A 19,467-nucleotide genomic window follows, 5' to 3' on the forward strand; every position below is an offset into this window, starting at 1 on the left:
CCAAAAACCGTACTATTACCTCCTTTAGTATTGGAAAAAGCAAAAAAACCATACAAGAAAAATCCACCCATTGACGCATCGAAGGAATTAAAGCTAAACTAAGTGGAAAAGTTCAGTAATAAGCCACCTACGCAGACAGTACGAAAGGAAGATACATAGTGGAAAATTTATTAAACGATCGTGCAAAATCCATTCAAATTTCAGGAATTCGAAAATTTTTTAACGAAGTTGTACAATATCCAAAAGCTATTTCATTAACATTAGGACAACCTGATTTTCCAACTCCTCAACATGTAAAAGATGCTGCCATTCAAGCCATCCAGCAAAATAAAACAGTTTATTCTCATAATGCCGGGTTTGAAGAACTTAGAAGTGCTGCTTCTGCTTTTCTATTCGAAAAATATGACTTACATTATGATCCATCAAATGAGGTGATTGTAACAACAGGTGCCAGTGAAGCAATTGATATTTCCCTGCGTTCTATCTTGTCCGAAGGTGATGAAGTATTAGTGCCGGGACCAGTTTATCCTGGGTATGAACCCGTAATTACATTATGCGGTGCGAAGACTATACATATAGATACAACAAATACATCATTTAAAGTTACTGTAGAAGGAATTGAAAGTGCCATTTCTGACAAAACAAAAGCGCTCATCCTTCCTTATCCTTCCAATCCAACAGGAGCAGTACTTGAAAATTATGAACTAGAAGTACTTGCTCTCTACTTGAAGGATAAGAACATATTCGTTCTGTCCGATGAGATATACAGTGAACTGCGGTATAATGGGCAGCATCGTTCCATTGCATCATATGAAGGAATGCGGGAAAAAACATTTGTGATCAATGGGCTTTCCAAATCTCACAGTATGACAGGCTGGAGAATTGGACTTTTATTTGCTCCTAAAGAGATTACCCAGCACGTCTTAAAAGTACATCAGTATAATGTAACTTGTGCCTCTTCGATTTCACAGGCCGCAGCCATTGAAGCATTAACACACGGTAAAGACGATGCAGTAGAGATGCGTGATGAATATAAAAAGCGATTAGATTACTGCTGTAAACGATTAAATCGAATGGGGATTTCTTTTGAAAAACCTAATGGAGCGTTTTATTTGTTTATTAACATTAAATCGTTCGGACTATCTTCTTATTCATTTGCTTTAAAACTTTTACAAAAACAAGAGGTAGCTGTCGTTCCTGGGGATGCATTCTCTTACCTTGGTGAAGGATTTGTACGAATTTCTTATGCAGCTTCTTTAAAAGAATTAGAAGCAGGAATGGATGGAATTGAAAATTTTATTAAAACTCTCCTTTAAACTGTCCTAAATTGGGCAGTTTTTTCGAATAGTTTACATAAACATATTATGGTTAATGTTCATGTATAAGAAAGATAAATAGAATTACACTACAAATAATTCAAATAAAGGATGACGTTTCAGTGAAATTAAAAGCTTTATTAACACATTTGCACATCAATAACGAAAATATCGAAAATCTTAATATTACGGGTATTACTTCCCACTCTAAACAAGTAAAACCAGGTTACTTGTTTTTTGCTATCTCTGGTGTGCAAGCTGACGGGCATCAATACATACAAGAAGCTTATGAGAATGGTGCCGCAGCAGTTATTGGCGAATATCCTGAAACCCATTGCAATGGTCAATACTTTTATTCAAAAGATACGAAAAAATTGTTGAGCAGTGCAGCATCCTTTTATTTTGGAGAACCTTATAAAAAGCACAAAATGACTGGAATCACAGGTACAAATGGCAAAACAACTACTTCTTTCATACTTAAACATATCCTTGAATCACAAGGCATGTCATCGTCTTTATTTGGTACTGTTCATCACTATATTAATTCAGAGATCGTAAAGAGCTCTCACACAACTCCAGATCCTGTTACTTTGCAAAAAATGCTGCATGAGAGCAATGATGAAGCAGTTGTCATGGAAGTAAGTTCTCATGGTCTTGAGCAGAAAAGAATTGAAGGCATTACTTATGATCAAGCTATTTTTTTAAACTTAACGCATGATCATCTTGACTATCACGGAACAATGGAGTCTTATTTTCAATGCAAAGCTAAGCTGTTCAGTTATTTAAAAACGAAAGGAACAGCTATTATATGCAGCGAAGGAAATTATAGCAGAAGACTTGTTGAAGAATTATCTTCCCGAAAAGATCTTCAAATATGGACATATGGCAAGAAGCTGACAGATCAATTTTATATTGAAGATGTTGGAAAAAACTCATTTAATCTCGTCTATGATTCCATGCAGATTAACGTGCCTCTTCCCTTGCCTGGTGAATATAATGCGTTAAACACTACTGCAGCTATCGCAGCAGCATATGATTATGGGATATCCATACAAAAATCCGTTTCCTCCCTTACCGATTTTCCCGGGATTCCTGGAAGATTTGAAGAGGTCATGTTAAACAATGGAACACTTGTTATCATTGACTACGCACACACACCTGATGGCGTTCATCAAGTATTAGAAGCCGCACGCAAAAAAGCAGGGAAAAGAGCACTTTATCATGTATTTGGTTTTAGAGGAAATCGTGACGTATCAAAACGGACAGAAATGATTCAATTATCGATAGAATATAGTGATCATACCGTTTTAACAGTGGATGACTTAAATGGTATTCCACAGCATCAATTAATAGAAGAAACGAAATTATCGCTGCCAGATCGCAATCACTCTACTGCAATTATTCCAGACAGAACAGAAGCTATCTTTTATGCACTGAAAGAAGCACCAGCTGAGAGTGTTGTTATTATTACTGGAAAAGGTCCTGAAAAATATAAAGAACCATATCGTTATCCAACCAAATCGGACTTATCGACGATTGAATATTTTCAATCCATAAATCATGCTGCTCTTTAATTATGGCTGTTTTCATAAACTTTGTTGCTATTGAAGTAGTTGATTTCCGTTACAGGATGCTCGCTTTCCTCGGGGCGTGAGGTGAGCCTCCCAGGCGCTTTGCACCTTTAGGGTCTCACCTGTCTAGCTCCAACGTCTAGCCCCTCGAGGTCAAAAGTTAGATGGTCCTGAAGGCAAAATCGGACTGTCCCGCTAATCCCGCATGACAAGGAAAGCACCGGCAACAATACATCGCACGAAGAAAATGTGATTTTCCATTTTCGAGGAGTCTCGCACCTTCCACTCCAATCAACTTTTCGATGAAGGCTTTTCCCAAAAATGACCTGAAGGCAACAATCTTTTAGAAAAAGCCTTAAGAAGGCAATCATCCATATAAAAATAAAAAGCTGGCTATCATAGGTGTTAATCCTATATAGCCAGCTTTTTATAATGTGTTTTTATAAATTTTCGATCTGTTTTAGACTGCTTTCAAGTATATCAATTCTTTTTTCAAGATCTCCAGGTTTTTTTAGCTCAGTAAAGTAATGATTAATCTGCTGTACAAAATACATTTTCGTATACTCTGCTGCGTTTTGCGCAACGGTATTATAATGTTCTTTCAATACATCTTCAACCGTTTCAATCCACATTCCAATTTCCTTTTCTACTGTTTTTACAAGTTCATTTCTTAAATCAGCAGACCCGCTTTTTTCAAAAAATTGTTTTGTGTTTTTGAAATACGATAACCAATTACTGTTATCATCAATTGATATGTGAGTAAACGCTGCAGGAACTGGAGGAGTTTTAAAATTCATTTTATCTTCCAAAGAATGCTGCAGACTTACCTGGTGATCGTTTGCTTCATTTAAGATGATTTTTTCTTTTTCATCCAACTGCAGTTGAATCCATTTATCTAATCGTAATGAGCTTGCCCTATATTCTTGCTGAAGATCATGAGCTATTTTTTCGTACAGCTCTTGGAGACATTGGATTAAATCAGGTTTAGCTGATTTTACCGCTGCAGGATGAATCGTTTCTTTGTAAAAATCATGATAACGAATAAGTACTCGTTGTTTAACGTAAAAAAGAAGTTCTTTCATCTCCTGATTTAATCGTTTGACTGACAATGAGATTTTTTCGTCACATAGTTTTAATAGTGCATCTTCTCTTTGCTGAACAGCTAGTATATATTCATCCTCTTTTTGCATCCGAAGATTAGTTTCACCAATCATATTCCGAATGACTTGTTTAGCATGATTTTGAGATTGTTCAGCACTTAATATCATAGCTTTTTCCAAATCGTTCTCTAAATATTTATTTAAACTGTTTCTAAAGTTAGCAAAACCGCGATCTGAACCTTCTGCACCATTTAGTTCATTTTTACTTGATACAGGGAATAATCTTGGATGTCTGATACCAAAAGTCTGTAGGTTATTTTTCACATGATCAACTACTGCTTTTTCATCATCTTTGTTTTCTGCAAGGTCAGAGGCATTTATAGCAAAAAACATTTTATCTGAAGAAAAAGTATCTTTAATCCTCCCTAACTGAATTAAAAATTCACGGTCAGCATGAGAGAATGCATGATTAAAGTATGTCAAATAAATAATAATATCTGCATGCTTCATATATTCAAATGCAACTTCCGTATGTCTGGAATGAATGGAGTTGGCACCAGGAGTATCTACAAGAACAATTCCCTTTTCAGTTAACGGACAGCTATAGTAAATAGTAATCTTCTTAACGAAACATGCGGTTGATTCTACAGCAGCATATTTAGAAACCTCTGAAAGATCAGTTGTAATGGTTTTGTCCAAGTAACTTTTAGCCCATGGATACCCATCTTTGAATGCCTGCAGATGCTTTAACTGTTTTGTATGATCCTGTGCTAAAGAATCAAGTTTTAATTGATCAATTAATGATGATAAGTCATCAAGTTCAGATTTTAGTATACTTTTGATTTCATCTCGAACATCATCCGCTGATTTCATTTCAATCTGCACAGTACCATGTGTATATCCTTTTTCAGGCTTACGTACTTCATTGATCGCCGCTGTCGTTGGATTAGGTGATGACGGCAAAATATTTTCTCCTAAAAGAGCATTAGCGAATGATGATTTCCCTGCAGAAAATGCACCAAACAGTACCATAGTAAAATAACGATTCTCTAATCGGTTCGCTAGACTTTCCATCTCCTCTGATAAATGGGACAACTGCGAAATGGGTTTTAAAAGCGAAGCTGTTTTGTTAAGCTTTCCCGTTTCAATCTCCAGCGAGCCTGAAGGTTTATATTCATTTGAAGACGAACTTGAAGATCCTTCATCAATCTCTATTAATACTTCATCCTGTTGATCAAAATACGATTCTTTAAATTGCTCAACCGATATTGGTTTATATTGAGAAGCATAATGAATTTCGTATACACCTGTATCATACAAATCTGTTATTTTTTCTGAAAGAATATGATTCAATTCTTTTTTATGTTCTTCCCATTTCAGCGCATATTCTTTTTCAGTAACTAACGAATCTATTTCTTGGTCTAACTCTTCTTCTTGACGAATTGAAAGCAGTGCAGACTCACTGTTTTCTTTTTCGATCTCCAATGTGACTAAGCCGAGAATAGATGCAATCTGCTTTCGAGCAAACTTTTTTGCAGAACCTGCGATATTATCACAGTAATTTAAAAGCCCCTGTCCTTGTGAAGATACTCCAGGTTGAATAAACGAGAAAAGTGTTTCTTCATTTAATACAACTGGATCCCATTGTGGAAGCTTTGATTTAACCTCTTTTTGCAAGGTGTTCAAATAATTTTGCGCATGCCAGTTAATATGAGCATCGATGGATTCTTTTAGCTTCTCTTGAAACGCTTTTTTTCGAGCATTCCGTTCTTGTTCCGTTTTATGTTTTGAAAAAAACAAACCCACTTTAAAATCATTTTTGGCGGAATCCATAAACAAACCAGCTTTTTCTCTAGTTTCATATGGCATGAGCTGTGCTGAATCAACAATTTTAACAAAATGGTCTCTGATGGAATCAACTTTTTCAGTTATGATGTCATTTTGCTTTTTCCGTTCCATTTGAAGCTTCTCTTTTTCTGCATGCAATAATTCAAGCTTTGCTAAGATCGTTTCTAATGCAGGCTTTTCTTTTTCTTCTGTCTCAATGTACTGATTGACCATTTCATTGATTTGACGTTCGGTTCCTTCAACTAATAGGCTGTCTTTGTTCATTTCAATCTTCTTAAGATAAGCCGTTAAAGCAGAAAGGTCATTATGTGGAAAAGTTTTGTTCTTAACACTTGTAAAAAAGATATGTTCTTTTTCGATACCATAACTTTTAAAACTATTAAAAACGTTTTCTTTAAAATCTGTAAAAGAAAGCTCATCATCACGATGTTTATCTATTTGATTAATGATTAATCGAACTTCTTTTCCTTTTTTTATTAAGTCTTTAATAAATTCAACATTTGTTTCTGATAGTATGTGATTGTAATCCATCACGTAAAAGATTAAATCTGCAAGATGAATGACATTTTCTGTTGCTTCTCTGTGAGCGGAATCTGTAGAATCAATTCCTGGAGTATCAAAAAATGTCAGATTAGATTCACTTTGATCTGATTCATAAAAGATTTCGATGGAATGTACAAAGTTCCCATCTTTGCAAAACGTTTTAATCTCTTCCACATCAAATGGATGATTGAAAGTTACTACTTGTTTGTTTTTTAAACGGACTAAAGCCCTAGGTAATCCTTTTTTCATTTTGACAATATTTGCACTCGTTGGAATAGGACTCGCCGGCAAAATACCCGTACTGGATAAAGCGTTTATCAAACTGGATTTCCCAGCTGAAAAATGTCCGCAAAAAGCTACTGCGTACTCTTCTTGCGCGGCTTTTAAAAACAGCTCGTTAATCTGTTCTTCTTTTTTTGGTTCATTCATATTATGGAACGCATCGCTAAGAGCAATTAAGCGTTGTTTTTCAATAGTTAATAGTTCTTTTTCTGTCGATTTCATTATTAGTCACCTATCTTTAATCCTAGCTTCTTTATACACTTTACCATATATATGATAACGATTTCACCTTTGTTTATCTAGAATGCATATTCATTATTATTAAACTTCTTCACAGTGGCATGTGGTGGAGCCTCTATTTTTTTGGTTATCCCGTTATTCCTTCAGAAAGTTCACACCTTCCATTGAAAATGGCGAAATAAAAAAACTGCAGTGTGTCATACCGCAGTTCTAACGAGAGAAAAAATACCCCATATAAATTTCATCTTCATATTCACCATTGATCATGACTTGATCTTTAAGTCTTCCCTCAATTTCGAACCCGACTTTTGAATAAACATAAGCAGCTTTTTCATTTCCAGAAAAAACCGTTAGCCATATTTTATGCAACGAGTTTTCTTTTCCCCATCTTAATGTGTAATTCATTACTTCTTTAGCAATTCCCAGCCCTTGACTATCAGGATGAATCCAAGTCCTGAATACTCCTGTGTGCTTTTTCATTTCCAAATCGCCCCTAAGGATTCTGGCAATCCCTACAACCTTGCTAGCTCTTTCAACTGCTATGTACATATTATTTAAAGTGCTTATTTGTTTAATAAATGTGATTTCTTCGAGCAGGGAACGGGGCTCTTCTTTTTGGATATATTTTCCTTCTTTAATGATGATTTTTACACTTTCTATAATTTCTTCTGCATCATTTTCAACTACAGGTCTTAATTTAATTTCTTCACCGTTTTTTGATAGAAAAGTGTGTACCTCCCCCATCTTCATATCACAATTCCTTTCATTTACATAGCTATTTCCTTATTATTTCTCTCTCAAAAAATCTTCATACACGAAAAAAAGGATGACTCAATGGAGCCATCCTTTTTATTTAGTTTATCTGTTTTTATTATCTTCACGAACTCTTTTTTGTGAGCGATAAGATTGGTCACGGCCGCTGCTGCGGTTTCCGCCATCTCTGCTTGAAGAGCTGCTGCGTTCTCCTCTTGGAGCGCCGCTTCTTTCGCCGCCTCTAGAAGAATAACCAGAACGACGGTTGTTATCAGGTCTTCCGCCTTCACGTTTACCGCCAGAACGTCTGCGATCTGAGAAACGGTTGTTTGGGCGTCTCTTTTTCACAGATAATGGCGGCTCATCCGTTAAGTTGACCGGAGTTGTATCAGGTTCTTTCGTAAGAAGTTTAAGTGCAGCTGCCACTAATGTTACTGAATCATTTTCTTCCAATAACTCTACAGCTGTTTGCTTGTATCCACTTAAGTCATCTTGTTGAATAACTTCCATTAATTTTTCAAGTGCAAGCTGCTGCTGTCCTTCCATTGCTTCAGATACAGAAGGAACTGTGCGCTTAATCATTTTACGTTGTGTGATTTTTTCAATTGTATATAAATGATCAATTTCACGAGGTGTAATGAATGTTAAAGCATAACCTGTTTTACCTGCACGTCCAGTACGTCCAATACGGTGAACATAGCTTTCTGGATCTTGAGGAATATCAAAGTTATAAACGTGCGATACACCAGAAATATCAAGTCCGCGGGCTGCTACGTCCGTTGCTACAAGTACTTCAATCGTGTTGTTTTTAAATGCGCGCAATACTTTATCACGTTTCGCCTGTGGAAGATCACCATGGATACCTTCTGCAGAATATCCGCGTTTGCTAAGTGCTTCAGATAACTCATCAACACGGCGCTTAGTACGTCCAAAAACGATAGCAAGCTCTGGTGAGTGAATATCCATAAAGCGGCAAAGGGCATCGAATTTTTGACGTTCTTTTACTTCAACATATTCTTGTTCAATGTTTTTAACTGTCATCTCAGAAGCTTTAACTTTAATAAGTAAAACGTCCTTCATGAACTTAGCAGCAAGGTTTTGAATTTGTTTAGGCATTGTAGCTGAGAAAAGCATAGTGTGACGTTCAGTAGGAACGTTTTCTAAAATCTTCTCAATATCTTCAACAAAGCCCATGTTTAACATTTCGTCAGCTTCGTCCAATACTACAGTATGAACGTTTTCAAGCTTTAATGTTTTTCTGTTGATATGGTCTTGTACACGTCCAGGTGTACCAACAATGATATGCGGACCATTCTTTAATGCTTTAATTTGGCGAACGATGGATTGTCCACCGTAGATCGGTAATGTTTTAATTCCTTTAAACTGACCGATTTTATTTAGTTCTTCAGCAACTTGAACAGCAAGCTCTCGCGTTGGTGCAAGAACGATCCCTTGTACTAATCTTGATTTTGTATCCATTTTTTCGATTAGCGGAATACCAAATGCAGCTGTTTTTCCCGTACCTGTCTGTGCCTGACCGATTAAGTCAGTTCCTTTGAAAGCTGTAGGGATGGTGTCACGCTGAATTGGTGTTGCTTCCTCAAATCCCATGTTGTTGATTGATTGAAGCAACTCAGGACTAAGTCCCAATTCTTGAAATGTTGTCAATGTTCTATCTCCTTTTCTTTGACGAAAAAGGTTTTACGATAACCTCGTGGACCTGACATTTTTTTAAAAAAAATACGTAATGTCAGCCAATTGTTTTCAAAATACATCATGAATTGCACATAAAATAGCATTTCCTATTTTAAAAATTGACTGGAAATGCTTAGCCATGTGAATATGCGTAAAGGTTTAAAAGTTAAAAGTTACAAGGCTATCCGTAATTCAAACTTGTTCCGTCCATATATATTCCGTTGTTTAACTTATCACGTAACAATAATAAATGCAACTGTTTCACGTGAAGATACATTTAATTTAACCCATGTTCAATCAATTGAAACATCTATTATTGAATATATGTGTTTCGTAATAAATGGTTTACAGAGAATATTTTTATTAATCCATCACAGGCTAATGTTATGACATTGAAAGAAGGTAGGACATAGATGGATAACAATTGGATTTCAGTCATTCCCTTTTTGGTGGTCATACCCATTGCAATAAAAACAAAACAGGTTTTGCCAGGATTGATTGCAGGATTGTTAACTGGCTCTTATCTTCTGAAGCCATCTTTCGTCGGCGGTTTGGAGAAAATGGTTCAGTTTCTTGTAAAAGGGTTAATCGACTCAAAAAATATAAAAATTTTAATTTTTCTATATGTTTTTTCAGGACTGATTTCCATGATTAAGCTTTCTGGGGGAATAAAAGGATTTGTTGAAGAAGCGTCCAGCAGAATACAAACTAAAAAGGGTGCTCTATTGTTAACTTATGTATCAACCATCGGAACTTTTGCGGCTCCCAGCTTCCGCTTTGTGACGATTGCCCCAATAATGAGGGCGCTTCTAAAAAAAGTCAAAATGTCTACGCAGGAACTGGGATTTGTTATTGAGACAACCGCTACCCCTATAATTGTATTAATCCCAATAGCAACTGCTTTTGTGGGATATATGACATCGATTGTGGGATTATCACTAAAAAATGAACATTTGAATGCAGATCCTTATTCGATGTTTATTAAAAGTATCCCTTTTAATTTTTTTTCTTTTGTGATGATTATCGTAGGTATTTACTTAAGTTTTTTTCACCATTCAAAATCAACAGAAGAATCGGATCCGAATGATGTGGGGGAAAATGAGGATGACGATTGGCACTCATGTGATCCGGCAGTAGGAAAAGATTTGCCGAACAAGCCATGGAATCTCTTAATTCCGCTCATTATGGTAGTAATGTTAACACTTTTATTAACATGGTGGGATGGGTATAAAAAAACAGGTGGATTCATTAAAGCATTTATTTCTGCTGATGTTATGGATGCTATGCTCATTTCTCTGCTGTTTACAGCAATCTTCACTTTTCTCTTTTTAAGATTGCAAAAAATGAAGATTGGAGAACTATTGAGCGGTTTCATCTTAGGCGGGAATGATTTAATGAGCGTCATCGTTTTGTTGACCATTGTTTGGGGATTATCTTCAGCGACTGAAGAACTTGGATTTTCCGAATTTGTTACGAAGTACGCTGCATGGATACCCGCATCATTAATCGTACCGCTTTTATTTCTTTTCGGTTGTGCGGTATCTTACTTTATTGGTTCTGCTTGGGGTACATGGGGAATATTAATGCCGCTCGGTGTTTCGATGTCATCAGTAGCTGACGTTTCAGTCCCCCTTGTGATCGGGGCGGTATTTGCAAGTGGTACGTTCGGAGCATTTGCCTCTCCTTTAAGTGATGATACAAACACAATCGCTAGAATTTTAAATTTATCCGTCATAAAATATGCGCGGTATAAGTTAAAGCCAGCTTTGATCGCGGCAGGAATTACTGCTGTAATGTACGGTGTGACTGTATTCTTTTTTTAAGGCTGTTTTCGTATAAAAAGAGGATGACTCATTAATCATGCCATCCTCTAATTATTAATAGTTGTTGTATTTGTTTGATTTCTTTTCATTTTTGTCTGATTGAATCCTATTTTTGTTTGATTGCTCTAATTATCTGTTCAATTTTCGTTCTTGATTAACCGTTCCCTTAATCCCCCTGAGATATCATCTAATGAAGTTAGCTTGTTTTTAACTTTCCTTCATGACGTACTTGGTCTATGACATCTTTGTATCGCTCTTTTGTCCATGAATTATAAGAAGGGTGCGGAACTCCACTAATTATTTTGTATCTTTCGTTCAATTGCAGTTTATCCACATATTTTTCAGCAAACTTCCCACATGGAACGATAACAGTATCATCAGTTATATCTTTTAAAAGTCTTAACTTAAAATCCTGCAACACCATAGCGTGAAATTCGGCTTTATATTTATCACGAAAGATTTTTGCAGAACTTGTTCTAACTGACTCTGCCAGATTTAATTCATCTGTAAAACGGTGAACAAATTCCTCAGGATATGCTGATTTCTGAAGTGGAAATGGACAAACATTTACAATAGCATAGACAGTTTCCTTTTCTTTGTCTAAATATTTTCCCATCGGTTCAATATGTTCTGCTTTAAAGAGCACTTTTGCCATTGATCTTCCAGATAGACCAGCTAATGGTACGCCATATTTTAATTCCTCTTTATGTGGTGATTCAAGAACAAATAATACCTTTGAATATTTAGTCCGTATATCATTTACTTGAAAATTTGATTTCGCCTCTTGAAAAAATTTCTCAATATTCATTTCATTCTCCTTCAGTAACTTTATGTTAAAAAAAACCGGCAAACTGCAGTTTGCCGGTTTAGAATTTATATAGTAGCGGAATATTTCTTTGCTTTTGCAGATGCTGTATGTTTGCCGATGATTTCTCCCATACGTACTGAAGTCCCCACCTTAATTGCATCATCAAATGTAAAATCGGCATCCTCAAATAAAAGAATTACAGTTGAGCCAAATTCAAAATGCCCTACTTCGTCACCTTTATTATAAGAAACAGGTGTCATTGCTGACTTCATAACCTTTTTCCATTTACGGACTTTATTATCGTAATTTACTTTTACACTACCTACGATAAAAGCCCCTACTTTTACAATAGCTAATTTCCCGTAATCTGAATCTGCAAACGTAACAACCCGTTCGTTTTTCGTAAATAATCCTTTAACGTGATTTACACCAATGTCATTTACCGGGAACAAACGTCCAGGAATATATGTGCTGCTATCAACGGTAGCTTTAACCGGCATGTGAATTCGATGATAATCTTTCGGACTTAAATAGATTGTAATAAAATGCCCGTTTTCAAATGAAGTCTTTCCTTCTTCAGCCAATAAACGCTGTACAGAATAGGAAATTCCTTTTGCTTGTATAATCGTTCCTTTTTCAATACTGCCCATCTGTGTAATCAGACCATCTACTGGAGAGATTACTTCATTTTCTTCTCCGCATATAGGTCTTGCATCTACTTTAAGTTTTCTTGAGAAAAACTCCGTTAAATGGGCATATTCATGAATAGGTTTTTCTATTTCTGATAAATTAATCTTGTAATGCTTAGCATACCGTTTTACATAGCGTTTACTTAATTTTGAACGGCCTGCCTTACCTACAATGGATGAGATTTTATTTTGAGGTAATAATGTCAAAAATAATTTTGCAACTCGCTGTTTCATTTAATTTCCCCTTCGGCTGATAAATCCTTCCAAATTAAAATGCTCTTATTTATTATAACCATTTTAACATAGATGGAGAGTCATTTTTATTGTTTATTAAATAAGCTTATGGCACAATAGCAAAAAACTAAGAATAAGACATTGGGAGTGTATATATGAACATTCACATGAATGATGAAACAGCAAATTTTATTATTAAAGACCTGCAAGCTGATAAGGGCGATAAAATCAGATTTTTTGTCAGGTTAGGCGGCTGCAGTACAGCACAGGAAGGTTTTTCTTTAGGAATCAGCAAAGATAATCCTAAATACCCTGCGGCTTCTCTTAATCTCCAAAATCATGAGTTTTTTATCGAAGAAGAAGATCAATGGTTTTTTGATCAAAATGATTTAAAAGTGAAAATTCAAAATGGTGAAATCGAATATGAATTTGTTAAATCAGAGACTTGAATTTACAAGAATTTATCTAGCTCGTTATAGCGTCCTTCTTTTTTCATAATTATTCTTTGCTTATCCCCTATAAGATCAAAATGGGGATAAGCTTCTTTTTCATGAATCCATTCTGCCTTTAAACCATATTTTTCTCCCCAAGAAATTAACTTATTTAAATCCTTGCAGCCAACTTTCGTAACACTCTTTTCCCCTGGGAATCTTGAATCAAGCCAAAAGTGGGTAATAAATGAAATATTTCCTGCTTTCACTTCTCTTTTCCATTTCTTCAGCTGCTCTTTTTTAATTCCGAAAGCCATTATTCTACCCTGCTCGCTTTCTCATATGCTGCATGCCAATCCGGAAAATGTTTTCTAATGGAAATCGGTCTGAACGATTCTTTTTTCACGCAAACGTGTGTTGAATTGCCTGTAACACATAACTCACCATGCTCGTTGTATATTTGATAGCCGTAAACCACTTTAATCCCTGAATATTCTATTACTGCCGTTTTCACAAGCGCACTTTGTCCGTATGTTAAAGGTTTCTTATAAGAAACTTGAATATCTGTAACAGGAGAAAGAACACCAGCTGATTCCATATCCGCATATCTGAATCCTAATGATTCAATAAATTTTGTTCTTCCAATCTCAAACCAAACTAAATAATTGGCATGATAAACAACACCCATCTGGTCTGTTTCTGCATACCTTACATCAATCGTTGTTTCTGCATATTTCACTTTATTGCCACCCTTTTTTACTTTTCTTTCACTGTAGTAGAAAACGTAGAAAAAGACCAGCAATATGCCAGTCTTTACTTTAATTCGTTGCCTTCTCGATATGCTTTTTCTTCCTGAATTTCAATTTGAAACTGCTCAAGGGATTCTTGTCTATGCTGATTTTTCTCTTTTATCTGTTCTTTTTGACTAGCAGTCAGAGAATTATTATCCATTGTTTCGTTAGCTTCTTGCATGTTTTGCTGCGTATTTTGCACCATTTGTTCTAAACGTTCAACATTGTTGCTGCGATCGTCTTTATTAGGTTTTTGCATCTTACACACTCCTTTAATTTGATCTTCAATAGTGTGTGCAAAAACATTGGAACATTATTCGTTATTTTTTTGGAGTAATATCGGGCTCATATTCTCAATACTGCTTTTACAAAGTTCTGATAGGTATTTCCAAAGTTCAACTACATCTTCCTCATCAGAATTTTTCATCGTTATTTCAAGCCAGGCCAATTCTTCTGCTAATCTAATCGATGAACCTATCCAGTATTTTTTGTTTTTTACCGTTATCTGGAATGGTTCTTCAAAGCGAAATGGTAAATAAAACCCTTCTGTATTCGGGTGTAGAATAATGTGCTGATAAACAGTTCCTTTAAAAAGCTTTGCGTAAAATAAAAAGACACCATCATTTTTTGCTGCTGCTTTTTTAAGCTTTTCTAATGTTTCTTCATTTCCTAGGTCAATGGTTATTATTTCTTTATTCCAATTAAGTTCTTCGCGAAACGGAACAAGGTGTCCTAATCGCTGCATTTCAATCTCTAATTGTCTGTATAAATAATCCTGATCATCCTTATTATGTGATACAGGTAATGGTTTGACAGCTGCCGTAATCAAACGTACCCCTCCTAATTCTTTCACTACATACATTTTTTCGACAAATCCAAGAAATTATGGGAGTCAAAATGAAAATTAGGAGATAAAAATTTAATTTATTTTCCTTTTGGCGGGTTATAATCCGCATGATCATGTGATTTATTTGCCATTTTCTTTCCATTGTTACTATTGCTTTCCCTCGGTTGTGTTCCAATATGATTTGGCACATAATCCTCTGGAAATCGTTTTGGGTTACTCAAAGTCCTTCACTCCTTTCCACCTTTCTCTTAACTTTCCTTTAAACAAAATCAACTATTCATTCAGCGAAGAGATGACATTTCTTACAAAGAGTGATTATTTCGACATTACTTTGGCGATATTGATACTATACAAAGTAAATGAGGTGTCTGTATGAGAAGAATCAGAAAAATGAATTTCCGTGAATTAGTGAATGAAAATAGACGGCAATTGTTAAAAGACGAATCCTATATTGAGGCGTTAGAGAAAAAATTAGATGAGAAACATATGAAAAACGCATAAAAAAACCTTTGCCGAATCGGCAAAGGTTTTTTTACTGTCATTTAGTTACTTTGTGTTTGTGAAGAATGAGCTAATTTATTACGAAGTACCATTGGTAGAATACCGCCATGACGATAGTACTCAATTTCAACTTCACTATCAAAACGTGCTAATACTTCAAATGTCTTTTCTGTTCCATCTTCGAAAACTGCAGTTACTTTAACTAGATCACGCGGCTTCACTGTTTCGTCAACTTCAACAGTGAACGTTTCTTTTCCAGTTAATCCAAATGTTTCTGCGTTTTCTCCATCTTTAAATTGAAGAGGTAGAACACCCATCAACACAAGATTGCTGCGGTGAATACGTTCAAAGCTTTCAGCAAGTACAGTTTGAATACCAAGGAGGGTAGTTCCTTTAGCAGCCCAGTCACGTGAAGAGCCCATCCCGTAATCTTTACCTGCGATTACCATAAGTCCTGTTCCGATTTCTTTGTATTTCATTGCTGCATCGTAAATGCTCATTACTTCATTTGTCGGCCAGAAAGTTGTCCATCCACCCTCTGTTCCAGGTGCGATACCATTACGAATTCGGATGTTGGCAAACGTACCGCGCATCATTACTTCATGGTTTCCGCGTCTTGAACCATAAGAGTTAAAGTCACGAGGCTCTACACCGTTTTTAATTAAATATCGTCCAGCCGGTGTATCTTTTCCAATCGCCCCAGCTGGTGAAATGTGGTCAGTTGTTACAGAGTCCCCAAATTTCGCAACCAGTTTTAAATCTTTAAGCGGTTGAATCTCTTTTAGTTCAGCTGAAAGTTCTTCAAAGAACGGCGGGTTTTGAATGTAAGTAGAAGAAGAATCAAAGCTGTATAATTGATCAGCAGATGTCTTCAGTTCATTCCAACGCTCGTTTTCATCGAATACACGCTCGTATTGTTTCTTAAACAATTCAGGTGTAACTGCCTTTTTCATCGCTTCATTAATTTCTTCTGTAGAAGGCCAGATGTCATTAAAGTATACTTCGTTGCCATCCTTATCCGTACCGAAAGAGTCTGATTGAAGGTTGAAGTCAACTGTACCTGCAAGTGCATACGCAACAACTAGAGGCGGTGAAGCCAAATAGTTTGCTTTTACAAGCGGGTGGATGCGTCCTTCAAAGTTTCTGTTTCCAGAAAGTACTGATGTAACTGTCAGATCATTTTTAGAAATAGCATTTTCTACTTCAAGAGCTAGCGGTCCTGAGTTTCCGATACATGTTGTACACCCATAACCTACAAGATTGAATCCAAGCTGGTCCATGTAGCTCATCAAACCAGCTTCCTCTAGATAGCTAGTTACTACTTTAGATCCTGGAGCTAAAGATGTTTTCACATATCCAGGTACTTTCAAGCCCTTTTCTACTGCTTTTTTAGCAACCAATCCTGCTCCAAGCATAACGTAAGGGTTAGATGTGTTTGTACAGCTTGTGATGGCAGCGATCGCTACTGCACCCGTTTTCATTGTGGAGGATTCACCGCCAGGATGCTTTACAGTAACCTCTTTGTTAATTTCATCAGCTGTTAAACCGAAGCCTGCATTCCCTTGAGGGGCCACTAATGCTTTATTAAAACTGTCTTTCATTTGAGAAAGAGGCACTAGATCTTGTGGACGTTTTGGTCCAGATAAGTTTGGTTCGATTTGTGACAAGTCGATCTCAACAACACTTGAAAATTCTGGATCTTCACTTGTTCCTGCAGTATAGAACAATCCGTTTTGTTTGCAATAAGCTTCAACAAGTTCGATTTGCTCTTCTGTTCTTCCAGTAAGACGAAGATAGTTTAATGCTTCTTCATCAACTGGGAAGAATCCACATGTTGCTCCATATTCTGGAGCCATGTTTGAAACCGTTGCACGGTCCGCAAGCGGCATTTCAGAAAGACCAGGTCCAAAGAACTCAACAAACTTTCCAACTACTTTCTTTTCACGCAGTACTTGCGTTACTTTAAGAGCAAGGTCAGTGGCAGTCGTTCCGTTTGGCAGTGAACCAGTTAATTTAACTCCGATAACTTCAGGTACAGGGAAATAAGAAGGCTGTCCGAGCATCCCTGCTTCGGCTTCAATTCCACCTACACCCCAACCTAGAACGCCTAAACCATTGATCATTGTTGTGTGGGAGTCCGTACCAACTAATGAGTCAGGAAATGCAACTGTTTCTCCTTCGGATTCATTTGTCAGAACAACTGGTGCTAAGTACTCAAGGTTTACTTGGTGAACGATACCTGTTGCAGGAGGGACAGCACGATAGTTATCAAATGCTGATTGAGCCCAGCTCAATAATTTATAACGCTCTTCATTACGAGCAAACTCGAGGTTCATATTAAACGCTAATGAATCTTCCGTACCCGCTTTATCAACTTGAACTGAATGGTCAACCACTAGATCAACTGGAATATCAGGATTGATTTGAGATGGGTCTCCTCCCATATCTTCCATTGCTTTTCGTAACGATGCCAAGTCAACTACCGCAGGAACCCCAGTAAAATCTTGAAGAATTACACGAGATGGTTTAAAAGGTACATCTATATCTTTTAATTCACTCGTACCCCATTTAGCAAGGTTTTCTACATGTTCTTTGTTAATTACTTTTCCATCATACTGTCTTAATACTGATTCCAATAACACTTTTACAGAGTAAGGTAATTTTGATACATTTCCGATACCCGCTTCTTCTAACGCTGCTAAACGGTAGTAAGCATACTCTTTACCGTTTACATCAAAAGTAGAACGGGCTTTAAATACGTCATTCTTTTTCATGTTCCACTCTCTCCCTTCAGTAACAATCATACACGATTATGAGAAAAATTGTCGAAAAAATGTGTAAGTTTTCCTATTATAATAGCCACAAAAACTTTTTTTCCCTCTACTATCATATGTAAAACCTTTTCATAAGTAAAATAGTTAATCGTTATCAATCAACATAAGTTTTTCTTATGACAAAAATAATCACCTTATTTTCATTAAGTCATAAGATATATGACCTGACGATTCTTGAAATTTTTTATTCCCTATCAGTATTACGTCTCAAGCAGACAGGAGGAAAACGCAATGGATTGGTTAAAAAAATTAGCGGCTTTACTCGTTCTAATAGGAGCTTTAAATTGGGGGCTAATCGGTTTATTTAATCTTAATGTTGTAACAGAAGTTTTTGGAAGCGGTTCTACAGTGACGCAAGTCCTTTATAGTCTGATTGGGCTATCGGGATTGTGGCTTCTGATATCCAAATTTAAATCTTAACTTTCTTTGAAGCACTCCAAAAAAAGGAGTGCTTCTTCTTTTTTCAATTGCACACACTAATTCATACGGGGGTGAATAAAAAGATGAGCAGAGATAAAGCGAATCACACGCGTCCTGGTATGAATGCCGCTAAAGCTCAAGGTAAAGGTGCAGGATACAATACTGAATTTGGTAATGAATCATTAGTGTTACCTAACGAAAAATTAAGCGAAGCTGAACGCCAAAACAACAAAAAAACGAAAAAACGTCACTAGGGCTTTGGATACTGGTTTCTTAAGCCTTCAAGTTCTTCTAAATAATTTTGAAGCTGTGGTTGCTGATGTTCAGAAGCCGTTTCAAGAGCATTTTCGATCTGCTGACAAGCTTTTTCATTTTCAGTCATGAAATGTGAATAGTAAACACCATATTCACTTGATGAAGCATCTAATTTTTTGGAAACTTCTATGGTATGGTGATACCCTTGTTCAGCTGCTTGATAATCTGTTTGTTGTTTGTTATTGCGATAAGGCATATTAATCCATCCTTTCTTTTTGATATACCTTAAGTTGCCAAAAGGAAAAAATAATTATTCAATCGGAGGGCATTTTCATGGCTGAAAGAAACTCTTATAAGGATATTCGGAAGAATGCTCCTAAAGGTGAAAATCCAGGACAGCCCGCACCAATGAGTGGTTCCAAAAAGGTGAAACAACGTAACCATACGAGAAATAATCATGGTGAAGGTCATTAAATAACAGAAAAG

General features: G+C 36.3%; 20 protein-coding genes. 8 read left to right on the forward strand and 12 right to left on the reverse strand.

Annotated elements, in window-relative coordinates:
* Positions 1-158: 158 nt before the first annotated feature.
* On the forward strand, positions 159-1,316 hold the full coding sequence (locus tag RGB74_RS09985; protein ID WP_310759170.1) for an aminotransferase A: 1,158 nt from the start codon (positions 159-161) through the stop codon (positions 1,314-1,316).
* A gap of 122 nt (positions 1,317-1,438) precedes the next feature.
* Positions 1,439-2,890, forward strand: a complete 1,452-nt coding sequence (locus RGB74_RS09990) for a UDP-N-acetylmuramoyl-L-alanyl-D-glutamate--2,6-diaminopimelate ligase (protein ID WP_310759171.1) — start codon at positions 1,439-1,441, stop codon at positions 2,888-2,890.
* A 437-nt stretch (positions 2,891-3,327) separates the two neighbouring features.
* Here the strand turns inward: RGB74_RS09990 and RGB74_RS09995 are convergent, their stop codons facing one another.
* From RGB74_RS09995 to RGB74_RS10005, 3 genes are all read right to left on the reverse strand, one after another.
* Entirely contained in the window at positions 3,328-6,882 is a 3,555-nt protein-coding gene (locus RGB74_RS09995; RefSeq protein WP_310759172.1) for a dynamin family protein, read from the reverse strand.
* A gap of 228 nt (positions 6,883-7,110) precedes the next feature.
* Complete coding sequence (locus tag RGB74_RS10000) at positions 7,111-7,650, reverse strand: GNAT family N-acetyltransferase (protein WP_310759173.1); 540 nt, start codon at positions 7,648-7,650, stop codon at positions 7,111-7,113.
* A 108-nt stretch (positions 7,651-7,758) separates the two neighbouring features.
* A complete protein-coding gene (locus tag RGB74_RS10005) occupies positions 7,759-9,321 on the reverse strand; it encodes a degradosome RNA helicase CshA (protein ID WP_310759174.1) in 1,563 nt (520 codons plus the stop codon).
* Between the two features lie 440 nt (positions 9,322-9,761).
* Here RGB74_RS10005 and RGB74_RS10010 point away from each other — a divergent pair, with 440 nt between their 5' ends.
* On the forward strand, positions 9,762-11,171 hold the full coding sequence (locus tag RGB74_RS10010) for a Na+/H+ antiporter NhaC family protein (RefSeq protein WP_310759175.1): 1,410 nt from the start codon (positions 9,762-9,764) through the stop codon (positions 11,169-11,171).
* A gap of 196 nt (positions 11,172-11,367) precedes the next feature.
* Here the strand turns inward: RGB74_RS10010 and RGB74_RS10015 are convergent, their stop codons facing one another.
* Both RGB74_RS10015 and asd read right to left on the reverse strand, forming a co-directional pair.
* Positions 11,368-11,979 (reverse strand): uracil-DNA glycosylase family protein, encoded by a 612-nt coding sequence (locus RGB74_RS10015; RefSeq protein WP_310759176.1) that lies wholly within the window; start codon positions 11,977-11,979, stop codon positions 11,368-11,370.
* Positions 11,980-12,044: 65 nt separating this feature from the next.
* The gene (gene asd / locus RGB74_RS10020) at positions 12,045-12,902 is read right to left on the reverse strand and encodes an archaetidylserine decarboxylase (protein ID WP_310759177.1); all 858 of its coding nucleotides are present in this window, start codon (positions 12,900-12,902) and stop codon (positions 12,045-12,047) included.
* 155 nt (positions 12,903-13,057) lie between these two features.
* On the opposite strand from asd, the gene RGB74_RS10025 reads away from it, so the two are divergent.
* Positions 13,058-13,351 carry a HesB/YadR/YfhF family protein gene (locus tag RGB74_RS10025; RefSeq protein WP_310759178.1) on the forward strand — a complete coding sequence of 98 codons (294 nt, stop codon included), beginning with the start codon at positions 13,058-13,060 and terminating at the stop codon, positions 13,349-13,351.
* Positions 13,352-13,353: 2 nt separating this feature from the next.
* Here RGB74_RS10025 and RGB74_RS10030 read toward each other — a convergent pair whose 3' ends face one another.
* The 5 genes from RGB74_RS10030 to RGB74_RS10050 all read right to left on the reverse strand — a co-directional run bounded on the left by RGB74_RS10030 (position 13,354) and on the right by RGB74_RS10050 (position 15,192).
* Positions 13,354-13,650, reverse strand: coding sequence for a hypothetical protein (locus RGB74_RS10030; RefSeq protein ID WP_310759179.1), 297 nt, complete (start codon positions 13,648-13,650; stop codon positions 13,354-13,356).
* Entirely contained in the window at positions 13,650-14,072 is a 423-nt protein-coding gene (locus RGB74_RS10035; RefSeq protein WP_310759180.1) for an acyl-CoA thioesterase, read from the reverse strand. Before RGB74_RS10035 ends, RGB74_RS10030 begins: the two co-directional genes overlap by 1 nt.
* A 74-nt stretch (positions 14,073-14,146) precedes the next feature.
* Positions 14,147-14,383: a small acid-soluble spore protein Tlp gene (tlp, locus tag RGB74_RS10040; RefSeq protein WP_310759181.1), complete on the reverse strand. Its 237-nt coding sequence runs from the start codon at positions 14,381-14,383 to the stop codon at positions 14,147-14,149.
* 54 nt (positions 14,384-14,437) lie between these two features.
* Positions 14,438-14,953 (reverse strand): hypothetical protein, encoded by a 516-nt coding sequence (locus tag RGB74_RS10045; RefSeq protein ID WP_310759182.1) that lies wholly within the window; start codon positions 14,951-14,953, stop codon positions 14,438-14,440.
* A gap of 95 nt (positions 14,954-15,048) precedes the next feature.
* Complete coding sequence (locus tag RGB74_RS10050) at positions 15,049-15,192, reverse strand: acid-soluble spore protein N (RefSeq protein ID WP_310759183.1); 144 nt, start codon at positions 15,190-15,192, stop codon at positions 15,049-15,051.
* A 151-nt stretch (positions 15,193-15,343) separates the two neighbouring features.
* On the opposite strand from RGB74_RS10050, the gene RGB74_RS10055 reads away from it, so the two are divergent.
* Positions 15,344-15,472: an FbpB family small basic protein gene (locus tag RGB74_RS10055; protein WP_310759184.1), complete on the forward strand. Its 129-nt coding sequence runs from the start codon at positions 15,344-15,346 to the stop codon at positions 15,470-15,472.
* Between the two features lie 41 nt (positions 15,473-15,513).
* Here RGB74_RS10055 and acnA read toward each other — a convergent pair whose 3' ends face one another.
* Positions 15,514-18,246 (reverse strand): aconitate hydratase AcnA, encoded by a 2,733-nt coding sequence (gene acnA, locus RGB74_RS10060; RefSeq protein ID WP_310759185.1) that lies wholly within the window; start codon positions 18,244-18,246, stop codon positions 15,514-15,516.
* Between the two features lie 291 nt (positions 18,247-18,537).
* Here acnA and RGB74_RS10065 point away from each other — a divergent pair, with 291 nt between their 5' ends.
* Complete coding sequence (locus RGB74_RS10065; protein WP_310759186.1) at positions 18,538-18,726, forward strand: DUF378 domain-containing protein; 189 nt, start codon at positions 18,538-18,540, stop codon at positions 18,724-18,726.
* A gap of 83 nt (positions 18,727-18,809) precedes the next feature.
* Positions 18,810-18,980, forward strand: a complete 171-nt coding sequence (gene sspO, locus RGB74_RS10070; RefSeq protein ID WP_310759187.1) for a small acid-soluble spore protein SspO — start codon at positions 18,810-18,812, stop codon at positions 18,978-18,980.
* On the opposite strand, the gene RGB74_RS10075 is transcribed toward sspO, so the two are convergent.
* Positions 18,977-19,237, reverse strand: coding sequence for a hypothetical protein (locus tag RGB74_RS10075; RefSeq protein ID WP_310759188.1), 261 nt, complete (start codon positions 19,235-19,237; stop codon positions 18,977-18,979). The genes sspO and RGB74_RS10075 overlap by 4 nt on opposite strands.
* A gap of 77 nt (positions 19,238-19,314) precedes the next feature.
* On the opposite strand from RGB74_RS10075, the gene RGB74_RS10080 reads away from it, so the two are divergent.
* Positions 19,315-19,455, forward strand: a complete 141-nt coding sequence (locus RGB74_RS10080) for a small acid-soluble spore protein P (RefSeq protein ID WP_310759189.1) — start codon at positions 19,315-19,317, stop codon at positions 19,453-19,455.
* The last annotated feature ends 12 nt before the right edge of the window (positions 19,456-19,467 follow it).

Source organism: Bacillus sp. NEB1478 (assembly GCF_031582965.1).
Taxonomy (GTDB): Bacteria; Bacillota; Bacilli; order Bacillales; family Fictibacillaceae; genus Fictibacillus.